This window comes from Bradyrhizobium sp. INPA03-11B (assembly GCF_040446015.1).
In the GTDB taxonomy this organism is placed as follows: domain Bacteria; phylum Pseudomonadota; class Alphaproteobacteria; order Rhizobiales; family Xanthobacteraceae; genus Bradyrhizobium; species Bradyrhizobium macuxiense_A.
The window spans coordinates 1-21,767 of record NZ_JASGSR010000130.1 but is presented as its reverse complement, the minus strand read 5'-3'; the positions used below and the strand labels follow the sequence as shown (position 1 = coordinate 21,767).

Below are 21,767 nucleotides of genomic sequence, written 5' to 3'. Positions count from 1 at the left end.
ATACTAGGGAGCATCAAGGCGGATTAGTCCGTCAAAACGACGTGTCAGAACCTGCGATGGAATAGGCGCAACTACGGAGTCTCCACGATGACCACCCAATTCGCATCCTTGCCGACCGGATATCTTCCATTGAGCGTAAGCGCGCCGGTTTGACCATCGATTTTGAATACGGAGATATGATCGGACTTCTCGCCCGCGGCGACCAAAAAGCGGCCAGTCGGATCAACCCTGATCCCACGAGGCTGCTTCTCGGTGGAATATGAGGCGAGATAGGTGAGCTTTCCGGTCTCTGGCTCGATCGACAGCACTGAGATCGTGCTATTCGTACGCTCGGTCGTGTACATAAAGTGACCGTCGGGCGTGATATCGATGTCGGCCGCCCAAATTCTTGGGGTCTTGTCTGCGTCCAGTACAGCCGGGTTTGCACCGCTGCTGGCCGTCGTGGACAGAGACTCGCGAACAACGCCGGGGTGGAGATCCGTTTGGGGCGGGGCAGAGCCAACATACGCTGCTTCAGACAATGTCCCGGCTTTGGGGTCGATTGCAAACTGCACGATAGTGCCCGTCAGTTCGCATAGCACATAGAGGTATCTGTTCCCCTTCGAAATCGCGAGGTGGCGTGGGCCATTGCCGGGATGCACCTTGACGAGAGGCGGATCGAGCGGCGTTAGCGTGCCTGTCTTCTCATCAAGTGCGAATTGGAGAATTTGCGAACTGCCGAGATTGCTCGCATAGACGTACTTGTTGGCACGATCCGCGAGGATGGAGTGCGCGTTGTGACCGGTCGGAATGACCTGCGAGGCCGCCGCACGGATCAATCCATCAGCACCTATTGGATTGACAGCGACCTTGTCGCCGCCAAAGGAAGCCGTGAAGAGAAAATGGCCGTTCCGATCCACGGAAGAATAGGACATGCTGTCTGGGAGAGGCGCCGCAGCCTCGCTTTTCAAGGTACCCGCAGCAGTGTCGATGCTGTAGGTGACGACCCGCAATGGCTCGGAACGGACGATCGCGTAGAGGTGCTTCCGGTCTGGGCTGACGGCCATCGGCATAACAAGCTTTCCGGCCTCGGTCTTGCCGAGGGACGTCAACGCCCCATCCGCGCTCATTTCGTAGCCATCGATGTCGCCGTCTTCCGCATTCGAGACATAAACGAATGTCTTCGCGAACGCGACATCAGCCATGGAAAAGCAAATCAGTGACGTTACCAGTGTCAGTGCTCTGATGCTGTTCATGACGGGCTTTCCCCATTATCGTGCGAGAGATGATATCCGCGACCGCTGTAGTCGAAGTCGACCAGCTGGCAAATGCGAGCGGAGGGGTCAGCGGGAGCTGCATAATAGGCCCTGATTTCCTTAATCCGTCCGGTCGCTTCGTCGAACACATACCATTCGTCGCCACGTAGCGCCGTGTTCTGCTTTCGCTTCCAGTGCGTCCACTCGATGACGGCTTCCGGGGTCGTCGAAGAGCAAATGATTTTTTCGATCGTCCATTGCGAGCCGAGATTTTCGACGCACCAGATCCACTTGCGCGCGATGGTGTCGGCGCCGCGCCATGGAATTTCCGGCAGGCCCGGCGGAAAGTAATGGACCGCATCTTGGGTGAAGCAGGCCATGAGGGCGCCGTAATCTGCCGCGTTGCAGGCATCGAAATAGCGGCGGATCGTCCCTTCCATTGCAGCAGGAGAGATCGCGCTCATGTCATGCTCCCGCCCGGATTGTCGTTGCCTTGGCCGGATCGGCGCCCGCTTTCCTCCACGCCTCGAAATCGGCGCGTACGGCAGGCGTCGGCGGATAGACGCCATAAAGCGGTTCACCGGCCCCGATGCGATAGGACAGGTACTTCTCCAGGTCGTCCCGTTTCTCACAGAGATCGGCCATTTCAGCCGCCAAATGCCGCGGGACAACGGTGATGCCGTCGCCATCTCCAACGATGACATCCCCTGGATAGACCGGCACGTCGGCGCACGCGACCGGTACATTGAGATCAACCACTCGATGATAGGACAGGCGCGTCGATGCGGTGACTTGCCGCGCATAGGCCGGAAAGTCGAGCCGCGCCAATTCCCGGCCGTCGCGAAACGATCCATCCGTCACGATCGCTGCGGCGCCGCGCACCTTCATCCGCGTGGGCAGCATGGCTCCGGCGGATGCAGCGCGCGGATCGTTGCGGCTGTCGATGACCAGCACGTGGCCCGGCGGAATATTCTCGACGGCTTCCCACTGCAGATTGTCGGGATTGGGGTGTGGCGTGAGGGTCTCTATCGTGTCCAAATCCTCCCGCGCGGGAATCATGCGCATGGTAAAGGCTTCGCCGGCGAAGTGGACCGCATCCTTGTTCATCGGCACAAGCCCTACCAGGAAGCACTGGCGAAGGCCCTTCTTGAACAATTCGGTCGTCAGCGAACCGCTCGAAACGTCCTTCAACCGGCGGACAACGGAAGGATCGAGGGGACAAAGCTTCGTCTTGGGTTCGTACATGGCGATCTCAGTTGCGTTGTGAGGGCTGCCCGCGAAAGGAGGCATTGATGTACTCCTCTCGCGATCTGGGTGCTGGCTTCATCGCTCAGGGCCGCTTTCCCGCTTCGTGAACGTCTCGCGTCCAGGCCCGCGCCTGCTCCGATAGGCTGAAGCCGAGACCCGGCCTGTTTGGCACAATCATCCGGCCATTCACGACGTTAAGCTTCTCGTTGAACATCGCCTCCGACCATTCGAAATGCTCGACCCAGGGCTCGCGCGCATAGGCCGCTGTCAGATGCAGATGAATCTCCATGCAATAATGAGGGGCAAGCTGCAGCTTCCTGTGATCAGCCAGCGCCGCGATCTTGAGGAACGGCGTGATCCCTCCGACGCGTGGCGCATCCGGCTGGATGAAGTCGACTGAATTGTTGCGGATCAACTCGTAGTGCTCGTCGACGCTGGTCAGCATCTCGCCGGTCGCAATCGGGGTTGCGAGTTCGGCCGCAAGCGCTGCGTGGCCCTCATAGTCGTAGGCATCCAGCGGTTCTTCGATCCAGGTCAGATTGAACTGCTCCGCGATCCGGCCAAAGCGCAGGGCTGTCGTGCGGTCCCATTGCTGGTTGGCGTCGATCGCGAGCGGAACGTCTCCAACATGGTTGCGGACCGCCTCGATGCGCTTGAGGTCGACCATCGGGTCGGGCTGACCGACTTTCAGCTTGATAGCACCGATACCCTTTTCGAGCGCCATGGTGACGCGCTCTTTGACCTCCTCGATTGGCATCGAGAGATAGCCGCCCGAGGTGTTGTAGCAGCGAACGGAATCCCGATGCGCGCCGAGCAGCTTGGCAAGCGGAAGCTTTGCGCGTTTCGCCTTAAGATCCCACAGAGCGATGTCGAATGCCGCAATCGCCTGCGTGGACATCCCGCTGCGGCCAACAGAAGCGCCGGCCCAAACGAGCTTGTCCCAAAGGCGTTGAATGTCGCTTGGATCCTCACCGATCAATTCACCGGCGATCTCCTTGGCGTGCGCAAATTGGCCAGGGCCGCCGGCGCGTTTCGAATAGCTGTAGCCGATCCCGCTGTGGCCGTTTACGGTCTCGATCTCGGCAAAGAGGAAGGCAATTTCCGTGAGCGGCTTTTGCCGGCCAGTCAGGACCTTCGCGTCGCTGATCGCCTGGGCGAGCGGCAAAAAGACAAGCGACGTCTTGACCCAGGAGATCCGGTCGGTCGTGGCTTCGCCGGCGGCGAGACCAGCGGCGAGCGGGTTCGGAAGAATGCGCTGGTTGATCTGGGATAGGTAGTTCATGACGTTCTCCTTTGAAACGGATGTTCGACGTATGTCTTCATTCGGCGATTAGTGGAGCGGCGCGGATCAATCCGACGCCCTTCCGTATGACCAGGCGCTCGATACGCCCGACGATCACCCAGTAGCAGAGCGCAGCCATCAGCCCGTGCAAGCCGACATAGACCAGCGCTCCATTGAACGATCCGGTTGTCGCGAGGATGTACCCGATGGCAACAGGCGTTACGATTCCGGCGGTGTTGCCGATGGCGTTGAACACGCCACCGGTGAGCCCAATCACTTCTTTGGGGGCCGTATCCGCCACGACCGTCCAGCCGAGCGAGCCAAAGCCCTTACCGAAGAAAGCAGCGCTCATCAGCGCGGTGATCAGGAAGGTGGAGTTCGTATAATTGCAGCCGATGATGAGGACCGTCATCACCAGTCCGATCGTGATCGGGGTCTTACGCGCGACACTGAGCGAGCCGCTTCGTTTCAGCAGCCAGTCCGAGAAGACACCGGTCACGACCCCGCCCACGAAGCCGAAGATGGCGGGGATCGTCGCGATCAAGCTCGCGTCGAGTATGGACAGGCCGCGCTCCTTGACCAGATAGCTTGGAAACCATGATACGAAAAACCACGTGATCGACGTGATGCCATATTGAGCAAGAAAGATGCCGACCAGCATGCGGCTCTTGAACAGCTCGACGAGGTCGGACCATCTCGGGCCATGTGCTTCGGTCGCCGATGGCGATCCGGCGCCCAGATCGACCAGGGCCCCGCCAGCTCGCATGTAGTCGAGCTCGGCGGCTCCAAGCTTGGGGTGACGGGCCGGCGGGTAGTAGGAGACGGCCCATGTCAGTGCGAGCAGAAACCCCAGCACGCCCATGACGCCGAAGATGTGCTCCCAGCCGAAACGATGATCGAGGAAGCCCATCAGAGGCGTGAAGAGCACCAGCGAGACATACTGAGCGCTGTTAAAGATGGCTCCCGCGATGCCGCGCTCCGAGGACGGAAACCATGCCGCGATGATGCGACCAGCGGCGGGACCGACCGGCGACTCAAACGCGCCGAGAAGGAAGCGCAGGATTAACATCGTCAGGAATGGATAGGTCAGCCAGCCGACCCCGCTCATCAGAAAGGTGACGAGAGACCAAAGGATCAATCCAACAAGGATAGTCTGCTTCGCGCCGAGCCGGTCCGTGATCCAGCCGGCCGGGATCTGCGCCAGAACGTAGGCCCATGCGAATGCCGAGAACATCCAGCCGAGCTCTACCGGCGTGATGCCTAGCGCCTGCGACATGTGGGGGCCGGCAATCGACAGCGTTGCCCGATCGCCGCTGCTGAGCGCCAACAGGATAGTGATCAATGCCAAGATGATGAAACGATGATGCGTCCGTCCGGACGGCTTCTGCTCCTCGGTCACGCTGCTCCGCCCTTTGTTTTTTGCTTCGCCCGGTCGGACTTCCGCGACCGTGGATGGTCCGAACGCAGCCAAGCGTCAGGACGTGCAAGCAGGCTAGATCAGCGATCAATTCAGGTCTAAGCTCATTTTTGCATTCTATTGATATAGAAAAGGTATCAATGATCGATTTTGGACAGATGCGAGCGTTCGTGGCTGTCGCCGACGAGCTGAATTTCGGCCGCGCGGCAAGACGACTGAACATGACGCAGCCGCCACTCAGCCGGCAGATCCAGCTCCTGGAAAGCGCGCTGCATGTAAAGCTCCTCGAGCGCACCAGCCGATCGGTCAGCCTGACCGCAGCTGGACGCGCATTTCTGAGCGAAGCGAGAATGCTTCTTCAACAACGCGAGCACGCCATCAAGGCTGCACGGGAAGCCGCGTCGTCGACGGGCGGGACGCTTTCGATCGGCTTCGTGGGAGCAACAACCTACGGCTATTTGCCATGGCTCGCCACCCGCGTCCGCGACGAGTTACCGAACGTCGAAATCACGTTCCAGGAGCTGACATCCCGTCAGCAACTGGATGCGCTGAGGTCCGGGCGGATCGATCTCGGATTGGTCCGACCGATCGAGACGGAGGAGCCGGTGAGAAGTGCGAGCGTATTCCGGGAAGGCGTTGCTCTTGCTTTGCCGCTCAACCATCCGCTCGCAGTGCGGCGACGGCCGGAACTGTCTCACCTCGAAGGCCAAGCCTTCATCATGTACTCGCCGGACGGACCGTATATGCGGTCGCTTTTGACATCGTCCTTCGATGCGAACGGGATTCGGCCTCGTGTCGTCCAATCGATGAGCCAGGCACAGGCCATCCTATCGCTGGTCAGTGCAGGTCTCGGTCTCGCGATCGTCCCCGAGGAGACGCGCAACGCCTGCTTCGACAACGTCGTGTTTCGGCCGATCAAGCTCGGTCCGTCCGTCTTCGCCGAGTTGCACGCGATCTGGCGAAGCGACAACCGAAACACTGCCCTGCCGCGGCTTCGTGAACTGGCGTTCCGGTCAACGCGCTGAGGACAGGCCGGCAACGAGAGGCAAAGCACCGAGGCACTTGAGTCGTTGCGAGCAGCGCTTTGCAAACTCCTCGGAAACGAGAATATGAACTCCAAGTTCATTCTTCGTTCACAGCACGTCCAATGACCGCGAGGTCAAGTCGCCGCGGGCTGCCAACGGTGCCGTAGACCACCTCACCGAAATGGAGCGCCACATCGAGGAGCAGTTGAGGTTTGCCGTCCCGCTCCCGGCTAGCGTTGACCGCGTCATTGCGCCTCTGAGCTTCGACAGCCGCCGAAAAGGCGCTTTGGCAAGCTTCGCATCGCGCGCTAGCCTGGTCGCCGGCCGTGAACACGGCAAGGAGGCCGTCGCCGAGGACTTTCGGAATTTCATCGCCATTCTCGATCATCGGATCGCCGAGTCCTTCGAGGTGTTCGTTCAACCAATGAACGACCTCCATCGGATCTTCGCGATCTGTAAGCTTGTGAACCCGGACAGATCCGCAAAAACGACTGCGGCGTGGATGATCTCACCTTGACCGCGGACGATCTCGCCGGCCAGCACCTTCGCGCCGGTCATACGCCCGAGATAGCTGTCGAGCGATCGTGTGGCAGTCAGGAGCAGAATTTTGCCGATAGATCGCAAGACCGAGCACGGGAACGACGTCGCGAAAGCACGCCAGATCGTCCCGAAGACCGCCCTCACTAGAAGGGGACTCTGGTCTGCCCCCTCCCTCAACCCGCAGCTGGCACACGAGTTCGCCAAGTCAGCCGCCAAAATAGCGCGATACAGCTCTAGCCAAACCAATACCTCGCGTGGACCGTTGTTCGTATACCGACAGCAGCAATGTCATGTCGGGTTCGAAACACCGCGCGCACAAAGGGGAGAGACCTTTAACACATGGTCCGCCGCTCTAGCTTGCCTAGCAGCATTGGCATGGTCATTGCTTTCGCATCAGCAACAGCAATTTAGGGCCGAGAGCATGCAGAGGCACCAAATCAGCAATGTTCAGCCGCGATCCGTGCGCGGCTGATCTTGCCTCCCTCGAAGCACACCAACGGGGCCGAGTGCGGCGAACCTCAACAATTCCCGATCTTGCGTTCGCCTATTCGTGTCGCGGCTGAATACGTTGTCGACCAAAACACTCCTGAAGTTGGAAGATGCCACCATGAGCGAAGCCGCTTTGATCGATAATATCATTCCGTATAGCGACGTCGTCAAACGCACCGCGCGCATCGGTGCTGAGATCAGAAACATCAAGCTCTCGGGCGATTTGCCGAGTCAGACGATTGCTGAAATCAACAGCTTGCTACTCGTACACAAGGTGATCTTTTTCCGCGATCAGGATCACCTCGACGACCCCGAGCAGGAACGCTTTGCTATTCGTTTGGGAACGCTTGTTCCGCACCCGACGCTCGGTACCACCAAGGGAACGGCGTCAATCATCGAACTCGACTCCGCCCGCGGAGGTGGGCGGGCTGATGTGTGGCACGCGGATGGCACCTTCACTGCTGCCTATCCCAAGATTTCGGTGCTGCGGGCCGTTATGATCCCACCGTTTGGCGGCGATACGATCTGGTCGAACACCGCGGCTGCTTACCTGGATCTGCCGCTGCCGCTGCAACGGCTTGCCGATGAACTCTGGGCAGTTCACACCAACGCCTTCGATTACGCCGGAACGGCTCGGGTCCGCGAAGTCGACAAGAAGCATTTTGATGAGGTCTTCACCAGAACCATCTTTGAGACCGAGCATCCCGTCGTGCGCGTCCATCCCGAGACCGGCGATCGCGCGCTGGTGCTCGGCGATGTGGTGCAGCGTTTTGTTGACATCCCCAAACGCGATGGCCAGAAGCTGTTCGACCTGTTCCAGTCCCATATCACGGCCCCCGAAAACACCGTGCGCTGGAACTGGAAGGAGGGCGATGTCGCGATCTGGGACAACCGCGCAACACAGCATTATGCAGTCAATGATTACGGCGACCAGCATCGCGTCATGCGTCGCGCCACGATCGATGGCGATGTGCCCATCAGCGTCGACGGCCGGGCCAGTGTAACGCGCCACAAGATCACCAAGCAGCCACCCATGGAGGTCACCTAGCCCACTCAAACTCACGGAAGTTCGTTGGTGCAGATTCCATCTATCGCGCGTTCGCCGCTTTCTAAATCCGCAGATCAAGCGTCCGCGCGGCGAAGCAAGATTCTGCCCTTAATCGCCGCCGCCCTCGTCAGCCGCCTTGGACTAGCCAGCTTGCAACAGACTGAATCCCGCCGCGCGTGCGGAGCTTGGCGGCGCAGGCGAGAGAGGGAGTCTGGTCTGCCCGAGCTCAAGCGGGATCCGGTGCATCAGCCGGCTGGTGTGAACGTCGACCACCGGGAAGGGTTTGTCCATCAGGACGATTCTCCTCTGCTCCATCGCGACGCGCTTTCGCTCCGCCGGACAGCCGAAGCCGATAAGGCTCCATAGATCCCCTTCAGGCCGACCGCGGCGGGCAGACCGAGCCTAGCACGCGGCTCCTAACTGCCCTGAAAGACGAGTCCGAGGCATGTCTTTCGCCATCGAAGCAAGGAGTATGCGATTGTCCGACGACAGACCGAATATCGATCCTTATCCGCTCAGCCCTTATGTCGCCTGGGCGGGCAACCGCAATAAGGACGCGATCCTGAAAACGTTCGAAGAACTCCTTCCTACGAAGGGTGACGCGCTTGAAGTAGCGACTGGAGCCGGATTACATATCACCTACCTCGCGCCCCATTTTCCGAACATTCGGTTTCAGCCTTCTGATTACGATCAAGCTGTCTTCGAGACCATCAAAAGGAAGCGCCTCGAAGGCGATTACATTAACATTGCTGATCCCGTTCTGATCGATCTCACGGTCCCGTCAACCTGGCCGGATGCCGATGAGCAACTCTACGACGCCATCTTCGTCATCAACATCTTCCATGTTGCTCCCGTCTCGATCGCCGACGGCATTGCTGCGCTTGGCGCAAAGCTCCTGAAACCATCCGGCTTCATCGCAATCTATGGCCCCTTTAAACTTGACGGAAAATACACCACGCCGTCGAACGAGGCATTCGATAGGGAGATTCGGGCGGCCGGCGTGCCCGAATGGGGTCTCAAAGACGTGCGGGATATTGAGAGGGAGGCCGGGAAGCATGGGCTGGCGCTGAAACGGCAATTGGATTTGCCGGCCAGTAACTTCATTCTGCTCTTCGGTAGATCCTAAACGGCGGCTCAGCCTCTCCAGTGGATGGAACGGCAAGTCCCGCCATTTCGTACTCATGGCACCTTCTAGACCTACCGAGTGCCAACGCTTGGCGATGAATGACTACCGGCTGAGAGTTCGCGACGAGCACAGGGCATGCAAGGCCCAAGCGTGCCAATCGTGCCGGCCAGACTCACTACCCCATGTTAGCGCGCTTCATTGGCAAGAACCACCCACCTGCCGTCCAGTTCGGTTCAGCATCGGCGGCACCCTTGGCGCAAGGCCCGAACGATTGCGCTGGATGCTCTGGCAATGATGGTAATCGGCAGATCCTAGTAGTTATCGACGATTGCACGCGCTATCAAGACCTCGACCACGGCTTCCGCTAGTTGCTCGGGCGTTTGCCCTGTTGTCCTGAGATGAATTTCGGGTCTTAGCGGTATTTCGTAGGGCGCATCGATGCCAGTGACGTTCTTGATCTCTCCAGACCTCGCCTTGGAATAGAGACCCTTGGGATCGCGCCGCGCGCATTCGTCGATCGACGTGTCAACAAAGATCTCGAGGAACTCCTCCTTAGCAACAAGGTTGCGCACCATGTCTCGCTGGGCAATGTAGGGCGAGACGAACGAGCAAATCACGATCAGACCGCTATCCACCATCAACTTGGCGACTTCACCGACTCGACGAATATTTTCGGCACGATCGGGCTCGCTGAAGCCGAGGTCCGCGCTTAGTCCGTGCCGCACGTTGTCACCATCCAGCAGCATGGTGTGGTACGCCATAGTCAACAGCTTTTGGTCGACCATGTTGGCGATTGTCGACTTTCCCGAGCCGGATAGGCCCGTGAACCAGATGATACAAGCCTTTTGATTCTTGAGTGCGGCGCGCTCGTTCCTGCTCACTGAAAGGGGGTGCCAAGCGATATTGGTGGGCCGCCGCAGAGGATATGCGATCATCCCGGCGCCGATCGTCCGATTCGTATAGCGGTCGATGACGATGAACGATCCGGTCTCGCGATTGATCTCGTAAGGATCGAACGCCATCGGCAGCGCCGTCGAAATATGGCAAAAGCCGATCTCATTCAGACCAAGCGTTTTAGCTGCGAGAAGCTCACGGGTGTTGACGTCGATCCGATGCTTGATTGCAGTCACGCTTCCTGCGGCTACGGTCTGCGTCCCAATGCGCAGGATGTAATTGCGTCCGGCAACGAGCGGGTCCTCGTCCATCCAGATCAGATGCGCGGCGAACTGGTCGGAGACCTGTGGCCGCTCGGTCGGGCGCGCTAGGAGAGCGCCACGGCCGATATCGATCTCGTCTTCGAGCGAAATGGTGATGGCATCGCCCGCCTCGGCGCGGACAAGGTCGCCGTCATGGGTCACGATCCGCTTGATGCGAGTGGTCTGTCCAGACGTTGCGACAACGACCTCGTCCCCTGCCGAGATACTCCCGGCAACTACCGATCCGGCGTAGCCCCGGAAGTCCAAATTGGGCCGGTTCACCCACTGGACCGGAAAGCGGAAAGGCTGGATCACGGCGTTAGACTGGATATCGATGCTCTCCAAGTAATCTAGCACGCAGGGACCATCATACCACTGAAAGTTGCCGGAGCGGCTAGCGACGTTGTCGCCGTAGCGGGCTGAGATCGGAATCGGAACGATCGAGGTAAAGCGAAGACTGGCAGCAAAGGCGATATAGTCCTCGACGATCCGGTCGAAAATCTCCTTCTTGTACTTGATGAGGTCGATCTTGTTCACAGCCAGCACAATATTGCGGATACCGAGCAGCGAACAAATGAAAGAGTGACGCTTTGTCTGTACCAGCACGCCCTTGCGGGCGTCGACCAGGATGATGGCGAGCTGGGCATTCGAGGCACCCGTCGCCATGTTACGGGTGTATTGCTCGTGGCCCGGTGTGTCGAGCACCATGAACGAGCGGCGCGGCGTGGTAAAGAAGCGATGGGCCACATCGATCGTGATACCTTGCTCTCGCTCCGCCTCGAGTCCGTCGACTAGCAACGCAAAATCGACGTCATTACCGTTCGTGCCGTGCCTGGCGCTATCGTGTGCCAGCGCCGTCAGCTGATCCTCGTAAATCATCTTGCTGTCATGCAGCAGCCGGCCAATCAGCGTCGATTTTCCGTCGTCCACCGAACCGCAAGTGATGAAACGGAGCTGGTCCTTTGTTCTGGCCTGGACAAGTTCGACAGCCGCTTTGGGCGCCATCAGAAGTAGCCTTCCCGCTTCTTCTTCTCCATCGAAGCGGCTTCATCACCATCAATCAAGCGTCCCTGGCGCTCCGATACCGTCGCGGTCTGCATCTCAGCGACGATGTCCTCGATCGTAGCCGCGTTGGAGTTGATGGCCCCGCTCAATGGATAGCATCCCAGGGTTCGAAAACGGATCATCCGCATCTGCGGCGTCTCGTCGGACTTAAGCGGCAGTCGCCTGTCGTCGACCATAATGGTTGCGCCATTCCGGAGGACCACAGGCCTTTGCTTTGCAAAGTAAAGTGGGACGACCGGGATCTTCTCGAGCATGATGTATTCCCAGACATCGAGCTCGGTCCAGTTCGACATAGCGAACACGCGCATGGTTTCGCCTTGGCGGATTCGCGTATTGAACAGATTCCATAGCTCCGGCCGTTGGTCCCGCGGATCCCACACATGTCCGGCCGAACGGAAGGAGAAGATCCGTTCTTTCGCACGGCTCTTTTCTTCGTCACGTCGTGCCCCACCCAAGGCAGCGTCGAACCGATAGAGGTCGAGCGCCTGTTTCAAAGCATCCGTCTTCATCACCTGAGTATGAAGGAGTGAACCGGACTCGACTGGATTGATCCCGCGCTCGACGCCATCCTTGTTCACGTGAACGATCAGGTCCACGTCGAGCCGCTTGACTGCTTCATCCCGGAAGCTAATCATCTCGCGGAACTTCCACGTCGTGTCGACGTGAAGCAAGGGAAAGGGCAACTTGGCCGGGAAGAACGCCTTTATTGCAATGTGCAGCATGACGCTCGAGTCTTTTCCGATCGAATAGAGCATGACCGGCTTTCTAAACTCGGCGACTACGTCACGCATTATCGCGATCGATTCAGCTTCGAGGCGACGCAGATGTTTAGGTAACATTTGGTTGTTCTTCGATGCGGATTTCGTTTGAGTTCGTCAGGTGTCGTTTGATGCGGGCTTCTCTTGATCGGCGAAGTGAGCGGTGCGGTGCGGGGTTTGCCATGGCTTGTTAACAATCCAGACGCACCCGGGATAAGCACCGCATGAAAATGCGGCCAGCCCACAAGGATTGGCCGCAGCGTTCTGGCGCATGGCTCGACACGCAGCTTGTAGGTGCCGTTTCCTCAAAGGTAAAGCTCGCGAATCATCTAATTCATAGACGCTCTAGCGAAGGACGATTCCGACAAGTGCGGCACCCTGGCTAGTTCAGGACGATGCCGCGTTCCGTTGCGATGAGGTTGCATCGTTCATCAAGGCGTTGAGCGATCACGACGATCTCAATCATCGACATGCCAAAGGATGATCAGGACTCATCCAGATCAAGAATATGTTCTATCAAGACAATCGATTTTACCAGTTTTGGCGAATAGCGGATAGCAAACGTTAGTTTAGACAGCTCAGGAATATTCAGATGACGATCGCCCTTCACTCTGGCTTCGAAGAGAATTCTCTGGTGTACACCGAGCATCACTAGGAGGCGCGATGTTGGCGCTCATTTTGGCGAGCGGTGTCTGCGGCTTGCTGCTGGGACGCTATTTCAACGTCTATGTATGCTTCCCTGCAATCCTGATTTTGATCCCGGCAGCCTATTTTGTCGAACACAGGGACGGTCTGACGCGCGCGATTCTGACCTTCGTCTTGAGTTCCACTGCTATGCAGTTGTGTTACTTGATTGGCGCGGCGAGCGACCTCATCATTGAACGCTTCCGGTCTCAACGGTCTCGAACCGACGATTTCATCTAACGGGCGCACCGCGCGAGAGCCGGATGCTTGTGGTGGAACGTCCGCCTTTTTTGCAGCATAGCGCCGGGAAATGAGCCGCATCGGCCCAGATAACCGTAAGAAGTGAAAGGGAGGCCCTGGCTCGCTACAGACGTTCCGGTGCGGATGAAGACTCGAGCCGAACGCCCATTGCGGCCACATTCTTCGGCGTAGCAGCATCGCGCCAGCTCGACCGAGGTCTGCTTAAGCCGCACAACGTCACCAGCAACGTTGAGACGGTCGTGTCACGCGATTAGTGTCCAAGCCACGAATCGTGACCGCCTTTCGCAGCCCTCAACGCCTGCTCCAACTGCGCCGCCATGGAGTTCATCAACCGCAAATGCTCTTCCGTCTTCTCAGCCAGTCGTTGCGCCTCGGAAACTGAGGAGCTCTCTCCAGCTTGCTGACCAATGCCATTTGGCTCACGCGCGTGAGTGGAGACGCCGAACGACGCGCCTCCCGTACCGCCGCGCAGATCCCAGCAGGTTCGAAACAGTTGACGATACGCCTCGGTTACTGCCGGGCCCCGATCGACAGTCCCGACTTGCTGTGCGTACCGAAGGTCCTGCTCATAACCGAGCTCTATCAAGAGCTCGGTGCCGATCAGATCGGTTACCACCTGCATCTCTTCGGTGCTCAATGCGGTTCGCCAAGCCTGGACTGAGCGATCATCGATTGCCGTTTTCTCGAGGATCTTTCGATCCCCAAAGGTACTTGACCGGAAAACGTCGGCTTGCTCAACTGTGGCCGATGCCACGTCCGTAGGATCATGGCCTAGTCCTGCGATAACACGCCGGATTTCCTCGTCGGGGCGCATCACCAGGAGCTCGTACTGCACCACTTGCGTCTGGCGGCGGCCACGCAGCGCAGCGAGCGTCGGCAGGCCCAGAACGAGATCAGCCAGGCAGGATACGACAGCAGGCGTAGGCAAGCCCCGCGCGAGATCGCTAAGACAGGATGCGATGGCAGACGGGGAACTTGCGGATAGGAGCGGAATGTCCCACGTCGATTTCAGTGATGCGGCAATCGCGTAGGGATTACGCATTATGAGGATTCGTGGCGCTTCCGGATAAAGCGAATCCAAGAAATCGAGCACCATCCAATAGCGCGGAGTCTTATCTATGAACGTGCGCTTGCTCGCGGCTGTCAAATATTGGCCGTAAGCCGCATCGGCAAGAGCTCGGCTGACGACAGCGCGATCTATCCGGTCCAAGAATTCGGAAGTAGCGGCCCCGACCAGTGAGCTTCCCGCTGGGTGACGATGGTCCACCGTGCCAAATGCCTCAAGTGCCAGCATCAGCCAGGGCTCAGGTGGGGACATAATATCTGGATGTCGCTGGAGCAGATGCGCCAGCAGCGTCGTGCCCGACCGAGGAAGGCCAAGAAGAAAGCCGACCGTAGGCGAATAGCTAAGATCTCTACTCATGATACCAGGCCCCTTTGCCTGCACGAGATGATTAGCTGCCCGAGGGACGTCACTCGAAGGAATGCGGCAGCGCTGTTCCTCCCGCCAACGTCACATGAAAAGCGCTTCACCTGCACCTTGTGGCCGCAGAATGAAATTCGATCCACTTGCTCACAGAAGCTTTTTTGACGCTGCGGTTGGCAGCTCCAGATCTCATGTGAAGTTGAGGGCCGGCTCAATTTGTACGAAGATAGACGACCAATATAGAAAGGCTTGCGAATACTATACGGAGGTTTACCGGAGCACACACCGTTATCATATAGGCGCACGTTCTGGTCACCTCACGAGCCGATCGAGCCGCAGGATTGAACGTCCTAGCAAAGCAGCAGGCGGCGCACAGAACTGATCTATCGCACGGGTCACGCAGAAGCACTCACTTGATTCGCTCGCCAACCAATCAATATTGACGCAAGGCGAATGGTCGAAGTCCGCTCTAACAACAACGACGTCTGCGCCGCAAAGGCGGCCCCGAAAGCCGTCGAGCCGGTCCGCTTTAGCCGCAGTCACCATTCTTTTCTAATAGGTCCTTCAGCGCCGCATACTCCAGCATGGCGTCGGCCAGCAACCGCCTCAAGCGCGTGTTATCATCCTCCAGCCTCTTCAACTGCTTGGCTTCTGTCATTTCCATCCCACCGAACTTCGCCTTCCATTTGTAGATGCAGGCATCGCTGACGCCGTGCTTGCGGCACAGATCAGCGACCGAAGCGCCGGCCCCGTGCTCCCTCAAGATCTCGAGGATTTGCTCTTCGGAAAAGCGGCTGCACTTCATGTTCTGGTGCTCGTCTGGGCCAGGACGACCTTCATACTGGGTCAAGCCCGCGTAAGGTCAGGCACCTTCTTTCCAGCGCGCTGGTCGTCGGATTGATAATCCGAGTACAGGTGAAATCATCAGCCTCTCCGCTGTAGACGTCAGCAATATGGTTTGGGTCGCCGTCGAGTTCATAAGTCACACTCTGGTATATCGGCAGGACAAATGACGAGAATGGCTTCCATTCCGAAGTCTCCTCCTTGATTAGGAACTGCCGATACGTCAGCGAAATTGGACCAGACGCCGGCAAGGAGCGCGGCTTGGTCACCCTCATCCCCTGTAGTTGCATCCAGCCGCGGGTCTGGCGCATGGCCGCGCGGCGGGTTCCTAACGCTTGGCATTGAGATCCTTTGAGGCGGTCCGCGCCACGGAGGTCATGACGGACGCACAGGTTACCGGCGGCGGCACCTCTCGCGTCGCAAGCGAAACTGACAACCGATCTGCTTAGGTCTGGTCGGTGCCGTTCAGCCAGATGAAGTTCGCCAACGGTCTCCGGCGGGCCATCGCGTGCGGATACCGCGCCGATCAGCGACTCCACAATGGCCCCCTGACGAGGCCACTCATCTTACTGAGCCTAAGACTTGGGACATTCGTACTCTTTTGTTGCTCGTTAGCCACCGACTCGAGAGCCTACAACTTGACGCCACGTGCGATTCAACCCTTTTGAGACCTCCCCGCGCACATATTTCTAAATTCGCCTGTCATATGCGGGTCGACAGCTTCTCACACCCTAACATCGCCGAACGTCCGGACCGGATGCCGAGTTCCTTCGTCTTATCGGCGAGGTTGTCCTGGATTCCGGTATCCGGCAAGTACACGACGCCGATCGGCATAACTGCCAGCATGGCATCGTCCTACTTGAACGGAGCGGCGTTGGCATACCCGGTCGGTTTGGAGGCAATCCGCGGCACCGCCCATTTTGCAGCGCGCGATTCAGCGCCTTTGAGCGAGGCGCCGTGGAGCAGAATCACGTCGTGATGTTTCGCGTCGACCTTGTCGAGTCGATCCCGGATGGCGAAACGTTGTGGAAGTCAATTCCGCCGTGAGCGCGATCTCTGGGCCTGGAGGCAGCATCACCTCGGCCTCGGCACGTCACGGCGAGAAGTCTCGCGAAGATCATCGCTGCACTGAACGTCCGGTGGTTGACGACGGCCTCCGCAGCGCGTTTGCACTTGCACAAGGCCACCACCTCTAGGTCTTCGGCTCAATCGGCATCGCTTGATGGCATAGCCATGCAGCGGAATCCGGCCGGGGGTCCCGATCGGCCTTGACGATGTGCGAGGGATCGACGCCGGACGACCGAGACGCTGCGCGGCTCGGTTCGACAAGAGCCCGGTGCGGCGCCAGGCGCACGCGCAAAAGAGCATCAACCGAAGCAGCTCAAGCTCGTGGAAGCTGGACCTCATCTCTGGTCTTTGCCAGAGCGTCGTAAATTCTGATCTGAAGCATAGGAAAGCGCTTCTTTAGCTCCTCCGCTCCTGCCCAAGCTGCATCTCTGCTCGCAAATTCGGTTTTCAATCGGCCATCGACCTCGAGCGCATAGCCAGAAGCAGGCAGTCCACGTGTGGGGGCGACCATTTTGTTCCTTTCGCAGGTTAGGCTGATCGATGACCACTGCTTAACCTGAGTCGCCCGGACCGAGCCAGCAGGTCGGTGACTGGCATCTACTGCGAGATCGGAGATGCAGCGACAATGCCGATGTCGGAAGTCCGGTCAGAATTCGTACAAACACCGCCTAGGAAACCATTTGCGCCCACCGAATAGTAGACGAGCTGAGGCTTGCCATTGGCGCTTTTAGCGGCGCAGAGCGCCCGCATCCGTCAGACGATTGCATTGCTGTCGACGCCGTTCCAGGTGCCCGCGAGAAAGACTGCGAGGCGCTTTTGCCGCTGGTCCGCCCCTGTAAAGTTCGGCTGAGTGCCACTCTTCTCGGAAGGACGACCCATAATCACCCCGACGAACCAATGTGCGATCCGCTCGGCCAATCGTAGGACCCTCTCATGGCCTCGCTGCTCGCCGTACGCCGTAACCCGCTTCATGACAGAATCAGCTGCGTCGCCGGAGCATAAGCGGCTCCGGTTCGATGCACGATTCGCGTTCAACGGGCACCCTCTCCACTTCGGCGAGCTTCGCCTTCCAAAATAGACGACCGCAACTGCAGGCCCGCCGTGAAGCGTTCATCGGCCGCTACTGCCGACGGCGCGGTAGGCGGACCAGAAGCGGAACGAACAGACCGCCCATACCCCCCACCCAATCTAGGCCCGTTTGATTGCGGGCCGAGTTAAGCGGTTTCATTCATGCACGTCGGAACTTATAGTTTCGGCTACAGGCGATGGATCCAAGTGGGTGCAAGGTTGAGCTACATCAACGGTGTCGGCCTCCCTATGTGCGACGATCGGGCCGTCGCTCATCAAGCAATCGAACCGCATGCGACGAGCATTCACCTCATGGCTTCGCCCGCTAGCCCTTTTGGGATGGCGGGATATCGCGTCGGCACCGTTCGACTGCGCGATCGAGCTTGCCGTGATCGATGACCAGCGACGTCCACTGGGCTTCCGCTGTGTCCGGCGCGCGGAGGGATGGTTCGATTTAGACACGATGCAACCCGTAGCTGCAGCGCCGACACACTGGAGTTGCTGGCAGCCAGACGTGCTGCCGAAGAGCTGCTGCTGACTGTGGCACGGATTGCCTCCATCAGCAGGTTGGTCTCTCCTGGTCTTGCGGCGATGACATCGCATCCGCGGTTTTACTGGTGTATTTCCACTACTTCGACCGGCCGTGATCGCTGACGGGCTCGTCATCGGCGATGGCGCGCCAGGCTGCGCCGTCGAGATCGTCATACTGCCCGCTCTTGAGCGACCAGAGAAAGCCGAGCAGGCCTACAAAGCCCAGCGCGAGTGCTAGCGGCACCAGAAAGACCAGAACCTCCATCAGACCGCCTCCCTCGCTCGCGCCCTCAGCGCGTTGAGCATCACGATCACCGACGAACCCGACATCGCCGCCGCGGCGATCAGCGGGGTGACCAGGCCGGCGATCGCGATCGGCACGGCCAGCACGTTGTAGACCACGGCAAGCCAAAGATTCTGCCGCATCAGCCGCCGCGCCTTGCGAGACACCTTGACCGCTGCGAGCACCGGCGCGAGACGCTCACCGAGGAAAACGGCATCGGCGACCGCCTGGCTCATATGCGTGGCCGTAACGGGCGACATCGAGGCATGCGCCGCAGCCAACGCCGGCGCATCGTTGAGACCGTCGCCGACCATCAGCACCTTGCAGCCTTGGCGCGCCAATTCCTCGATCCGGGCAATCTTGTCGACCGGAGAGACTCCGGCGCGCCAATCGCGCACGCGAAGTTGCTCGGCGGCGAGCCGGACTGCAGGCTCATGATCTCCTGACACGATCTCGACGGCGATACCCATACGCCCCAGCCCCGCCACGATATCGGCGGCATCCGGCCGCAACCGCTGCCGAACCGCGAAAGCATACCTGGTCTCGCCATGCCTGAATGCGACGACCGATGCTTCCGGATCGCGGCATAGGATTTCGTTGGCGAGGTCGTCGACATCGCAAAATGATGCGCGGCCCAAGCGAATTGGACGCCCCTCGTGCAATCCGTGAACACCCTGCCCCGGCTCTTCCTGGATGTCCGGCAGCGGCGAGTTTATCCCTGCCTTGCGTGCCACTGCGGCAGCAACCGGGTGCCGGCTCGAAAGTGCCAGCCGGCCCGCGAGCCTGACGACGTCGTCGGGAATTTCCGCGAGATTGGCGACATCGAGCTCGGGCAGGGTCAACGTACCGGTCTTGTCGAAGATCACCCGGTCGATCTCGGCGATACGCTCGATCGCGTCGCCTGCGTTGAGCAGCACGCCGGAGCCGAACAGGGCGCCAGACGCAACGGTCTGCACTGCCGGAATGGCAAGACCCAGCGCGCACGGACAGGTGATAATCAGGACCGCAATCGCCGTCACGATCGAGTCATGAAAACTCGCGCCATAGGCCAGCCAGCCCAGCATCGTCAGGAACGCAGTTGCGTGCACGACCGGGGCGTACAGCCTCGATGCACGCTCGGCGAGACGCAGGTAGCGCGAGCGCGCCTGCAACGCGTGATCGAGCAGCCGGGATATCTCGTCGAGCAGCGTGCCGCCGGGAGCCGTGGACGCGCGGACGCGCAAGGTGCCGGAACGAACCAGAGTGCCGGCGAAGACGGCACTGCCGGGCGTGACCATTGCCGGCAAGGTTTCGCCGGTGATGAGGCTCTGATCGATCTCGGAGCGTCCCTCGACCACGTTGCCATCGACCGCGCAGCGCTCGCCGGGCCGCAGCAGCACGATGTCGCCCGGCCGGATTGCGGCCGCCGGGACCGTTCTGATCTCGATTGGACTGATGAACTTTGTCGCAGTTTCCGCCTTCAGCGCCGCGAGGTTGCCGGCAAAGGCACGGGTACGCCGCCGCATGTTCTGGTCGAGATAACGGCCGGCAAGCAGAAACGCGATCAGCATGATCGCAGCATCGAAATAGGCATGTTCGGCGTGATTGAGGGTCTCGATCACCGAGGTCGCCAGCGCCAAGACGATGCCGATGCTGATCGGCACGTCCATGTTGACGCCGCGCGCCCGCAACGCTGACTGGGCCGACAAGAAGAAGGGCTGCGCCGAATAAGCCGCCGCCGGCAGGACGATCAGCGCCGACAGCCAATGGAAAAAATCGCGCTGCTCCGGCAGCATGTCGGAAGCGTTGCCGGACCAGACCGGGATCGACAGCATCATCACGTTCATGGCGGCAAAGGCGGCGACGCCCAGCCGGCGCAACAGGCCCTGCGCGCGCTGCGCTTCCAAGGTTTCGGCATCGTCCCGCGCGAACGGATAGGCCTTGTAGCCGAGCTCGGCAAGCCGGCTCACAAACAGCGCCGGATCAAGGGTGCCAGCCTTCCATTCCAGCGCCAGGCGGCTGTCAGTCAAGTTCACGCGGGCCAAGGTGACGTCGGGGATGGTCGACAGGTTGCGCTCGATTTTGGCCATGCAGCCTGCGCAGTTGATGCCTTCGACCGCAAGATCGAGATGGATGAGCCCGGCACCCGCGCTCTTTAGATAATGAGAGAAATCGATATCGGCCTGCATGCGGTTGCGCCTTCAGTTCAGGAGGATGCGATTCTTCGATAAGAACATGCGACGGCCGCCGGCATCCCCCTCGATCACGAGGTCCCACTGGCCCGCGGGGACACCCTCCACACGGCCGCGATAGCTTCCCTGACCGGCCTCGTTGACTTCGATCGCCCGGTCGGCGCGCCGATCGATCGGCCGTTCGAGCCGCGCGAGGAAATTCATTCCCGTCAGGGGCGTGCCGGCGTGATCGCGCACCTCGAGTGAGATCGCGGCCGCGCCATCAGGCCGTCGATCAATATGCGCCTGCACCTGCCAGTCACGCTCATTCTGCTGTAGCGCCGCCACGATCTCGCGCTGATAGGCCAGGCTGGCGCTGTAGGCGCTATCGACGTTGGTACCCGGCAGCGTCATGATGGCAAAGCGGACCATGACCATGTTCGCGCCGATGACGACGGCGAAGAACGCGATCGTCGTGACCAGGACAAAGCGACCGGTGATGGGTCGCGCGGTTCGAGTTGAGACTGCCATGTTGACGTTCCGTCGCTTACGGAAGGACGAAGTGATCGGTTGCGGAGGCGACTTCTCCGAGGCCGATGTCAGTGATGCGGAAGCTGACTGGCACCGACTTTTCCGCTTTCTCACCGAACGGCGCCGTCACCAGCACACGCAGTTCGGTGGTAGTATCGCGGACAAGGACGATCATCGGCCGGTCCGGCGTCACGGAATCCGCGCCGATGACATGCAGCTTTGCATCGGCCGGACCGTCGACATCGATTGCGATCACGCGGTCAAAGCCGCGCTTGTTGAGGAGTCGCAGCGTGTACCCGTTGCGGATCGCTCCGTCGCTGAGATGGACCGCCACCGGGTTGCGGTCGTGCAGCACGTTAACGTCGAGCAGGGTCCGTGACATAAGAGCGTAGAGCATCACTGCGCAGACCACGGTGATCAGGCCGGCATAGACCACCGTACGTGCACGAACGGGCTTGAAGATTTCTTCCTTGCCCGCGGCGCGGTGCTGGAC

Annotated in this window: 16 protein-coding genes and 4 pseudogenes; 4 read left to right on the top strand and 16 right to left on the bottom strand. The window is 59.5% G+C overall.

Translation table 11 applies throughout. The annotated features are described in order from the left end of the window. Positions 1-71 precede the first annotated feature (71 nt). The 5 genes from QMZ05_RS34400 to QMZ05_RS34380 form a co-directional block, all read right to left on the bottom strand. Complete coding sequence (locus QMZ05_RS34400; protein WP_353704787.1) at positions 72-1,235, bottom strand: beta-propeller fold lactonase family protein; 1,164 nt, start codon at positions 1,233-1,235, stop codon at positions 72-74. Then, positions 1,232-1,699, bottom strand: a complete 468-nt coding sequence (locus QMZ05_RS34395; RefSeq protein WP_353704786.1) for a nuclear transport factor 2 family protein — start codon at positions 1,697-1,699, stop codon at positions 1,232-1,234. Before QMZ05_RS34395 ends, QMZ05_RS34400 begins: the two co-directional genes overlap by 4 nt. A 1-nt stretch (position 1,700) precedes the next feature. Continuing rightward, a complete protein-coding gene (locus QMZ05_RS34390) occupies positions 1,701-2,480 on the bottom strand; it encodes a ribonuclease activity regulator RraA (protein ID WP_353704785.1) in 780 nt (259 codons plus the stop codon). Between the two features lie 85 nt (positions 2,481-2,565). After that, the gene (locus QMZ05_RS34385) at positions 2,566-3,765 is read right to left on the bottom strand and encodes a mandelate racemase/muconate lactonizing enzyme family protein (RefSeq protein WP_353704784.1); all 1,200 of its coding nucleotides are present in this window, start codon (positions 3,763-3,765) and stop codon (positions 2,566-2,568) included. 37 nt (positions 3,766-3,802) lie between these two features. Next, positions 3,803-5,164: an MFS transporter gene (locus QMZ05_RS34380; RefSeq protein ID WP_353704783.1), complete on the bottom strand. Its 1,362-nt coding sequence runs from the start codon at positions 5,162-5,164 to the stop codon at positions 3,803-3,805. 158 nt (positions 5,165-5,322) lie between these two features. On the opposite strand from QMZ05_RS34380, the gene QMZ05_RS34375 reads away from it, so the two are divergent. Then, positions 5,323-6,207: a LysR family transcriptional regulator gene (locus QMZ05_RS34375; RefSeq protein WP_353704782.1), complete on the top strand. Its 885-nt coding sequence runs from the start codon at positions 5,323-5,325 to the stop codon at positions 6,205-6,207. Positions 6,208-6,304: 97 nt separating this feature from the next. Here QMZ05_RS34375 and QMZ05_RS34370 read toward each other — a convergent pair. Next, positions 6,305-6,661: pseudogene (locus tag QMZ05_RS34370) on the bottom strand (adenylate/guanylate cyclase domain-containing protein); the annotation flags it as partial. Positions 6,662-7,354: 693 nt separating this feature from the next. Here QMZ05_RS34370 and QMZ05_RS34365 point away from each other — a divergent pair. Continuing rightward, the gene (locus QMZ05_RS34365; RefSeq protein WP_353704781.1) at positions 7,355-8,284 is read left to right on the top strand and encodes a TauD/TfdA family dioxygenase; all 930 of its coding nucleotides are present in this window, start codon (positions 7,355-7,357) and stop codon (positions 8,282-8,284) included. Between the two features lie 445 nt (positions 8,285-8,729). Further along, complete coding sequence (locus QMZ05_RS34360; protein WP_353704780.1) at positions 8,730-9,410, top strand: DUF938 domain-containing protein; 681 nt, start codon at positions 8,730-8,732, stop codon at positions 9,408-9,410. A gap of 311 nt (positions 9,411-9,721) precedes the next feature. Here QMZ05_RS34360 and cysN read toward each other — a convergent pair whose 3' ends face one another. Both cysN and cysD read right to left on the bottom strand, forming a co-directional pair. Then, on the bottom strand, positions 9,722-11,611 hold the full coding sequence (gene cysN / locus QMZ05_RS34355) for a sulfate adenylyltransferase subunit CysN (protein ID WP_353704779.1): 1,890 nt from the start codon (positions 11,609-11,611) through the stop codon (positions 9,722-9,724). After that, positions 11,611-12,522 (bottom strand): annotated as a pseudogene (cysD, locus tag QMZ05_RS34350) (sulfate adenylyltransferase subunit CysD); the annotation flags it as partial. The gene cysN and the pseudogene cysD, both read right to left, overlap by 1 nt. Before the next feature lie 570 nt (positions 12,523-13,092). On the opposite strand from cysD, the gene QMZ05_RS34345 reads away from it, so the two are divergent. Further along, positions 13,093-13,353 (top strand): hypothetical protein, encoded by a 261-nt coding sequence (locus QMZ05_RS34345; RefSeq protein ID WP_353704778.1) that lies wholly within the window; start codon positions 13,093-13,095, stop codon positions 13,351-13,353. 271 nt (positions 13,354-13,624) lie between these two features. On the opposite strand, the gene QMZ05_RS34340 is transcribed toward QMZ05_RS34345, so the two are convergent. The 8 genes and pseudogenes from QMZ05_RS34340 to QMZ05_RS34305 form a co-directional block, all read right to left on the bottom strand. Then, on the bottom strand, positions 13,625-14,797 hold the full coding sequence (locus QMZ05_RS34340; protein ID WP_353704777.1) for a sulfotransferase: 1,173 nt from the start codon (positions 14,795-14,797) through the stop codon (positions 13,625-13,627). Between the two features lie 556 nt (positions 14,798-15,353). After that, a pseudogene (locus tag QMZ05_RS34335) lies at positions 15,354-15,605 on the bottom strand (transposase); the annotation flags it as partial. A gap of 31 nt (positions 15,606-15,636) precedes the next feature. Further along, complete coding sequence (locus tag QMZ05_RS34330; RefSeq protein ID WP_353704776.1) at positions 15,637-15,954, bottom strand: hypothetical protein; 318 nt, start codon at positions 15,952-15,954, stop codon at positions 15,637-15,639. 391 nt (positions 15,955-16,345) lie between these two features. Next, positions 16,346-16,736 (bottom strand): annotated as a pseudogene (locus QMZ05_RS34325) (SLOG family protein); the annotation flags it as partial. Positions 16,737-18,407: 1,671 nt separating this feature from the next. Continuing rightward, positions 18,408-18,575 (bottom strand): cbb3-type cytochrome oxidase assembly protein CcoS, encoded by a 168-nt coding sequence (gene ccoS / locus QMZ05_RS34320; RefSeq protein WP_353704775.1) that lies wholly within the window; start codon positions 18,573-18,575, stop codon positions 18,408-18,410. Next, a complete protein-coding gene (locus QMZ05_RS34315) occupies positions 18,575-20,761 on the bottom strand; it encodes a heavy metal translocating P-type ATPase (RefSeq protein ID WP_353704774.1) in 2,187 nt (728 codons plus the stop codon). The genes ccoS and QMZ05_RS34315 overlap by 1 nt, the downstream gene beginning before the upstream one ends. A gap of 12 nt (positions 20,762-20,773) precedes the next feature. Further along, positions 20,774-21,274 carry a FixH family protein gene (locus QMZ05_RS34310; RefSeq protein ID WP_353704773.1) on the bottom strand — a complete coding sequence of 167 codons (501 nt, stop codon included), beginning with the start codon at positions 21,272-21,274 and terminating at the stop codon, positions 20,774-20,776. Positions 21,275-21,290: 16 nt separating this feature from the next. Continuing rightward, the coding region (locus tag QMZ05_RS34305; protein ID WP_353704772.1) for a FixG Ig-like domain-containing protein at positions 21,291-21,767 on the bottom strand (477 nt) is incomplete at its 5' end.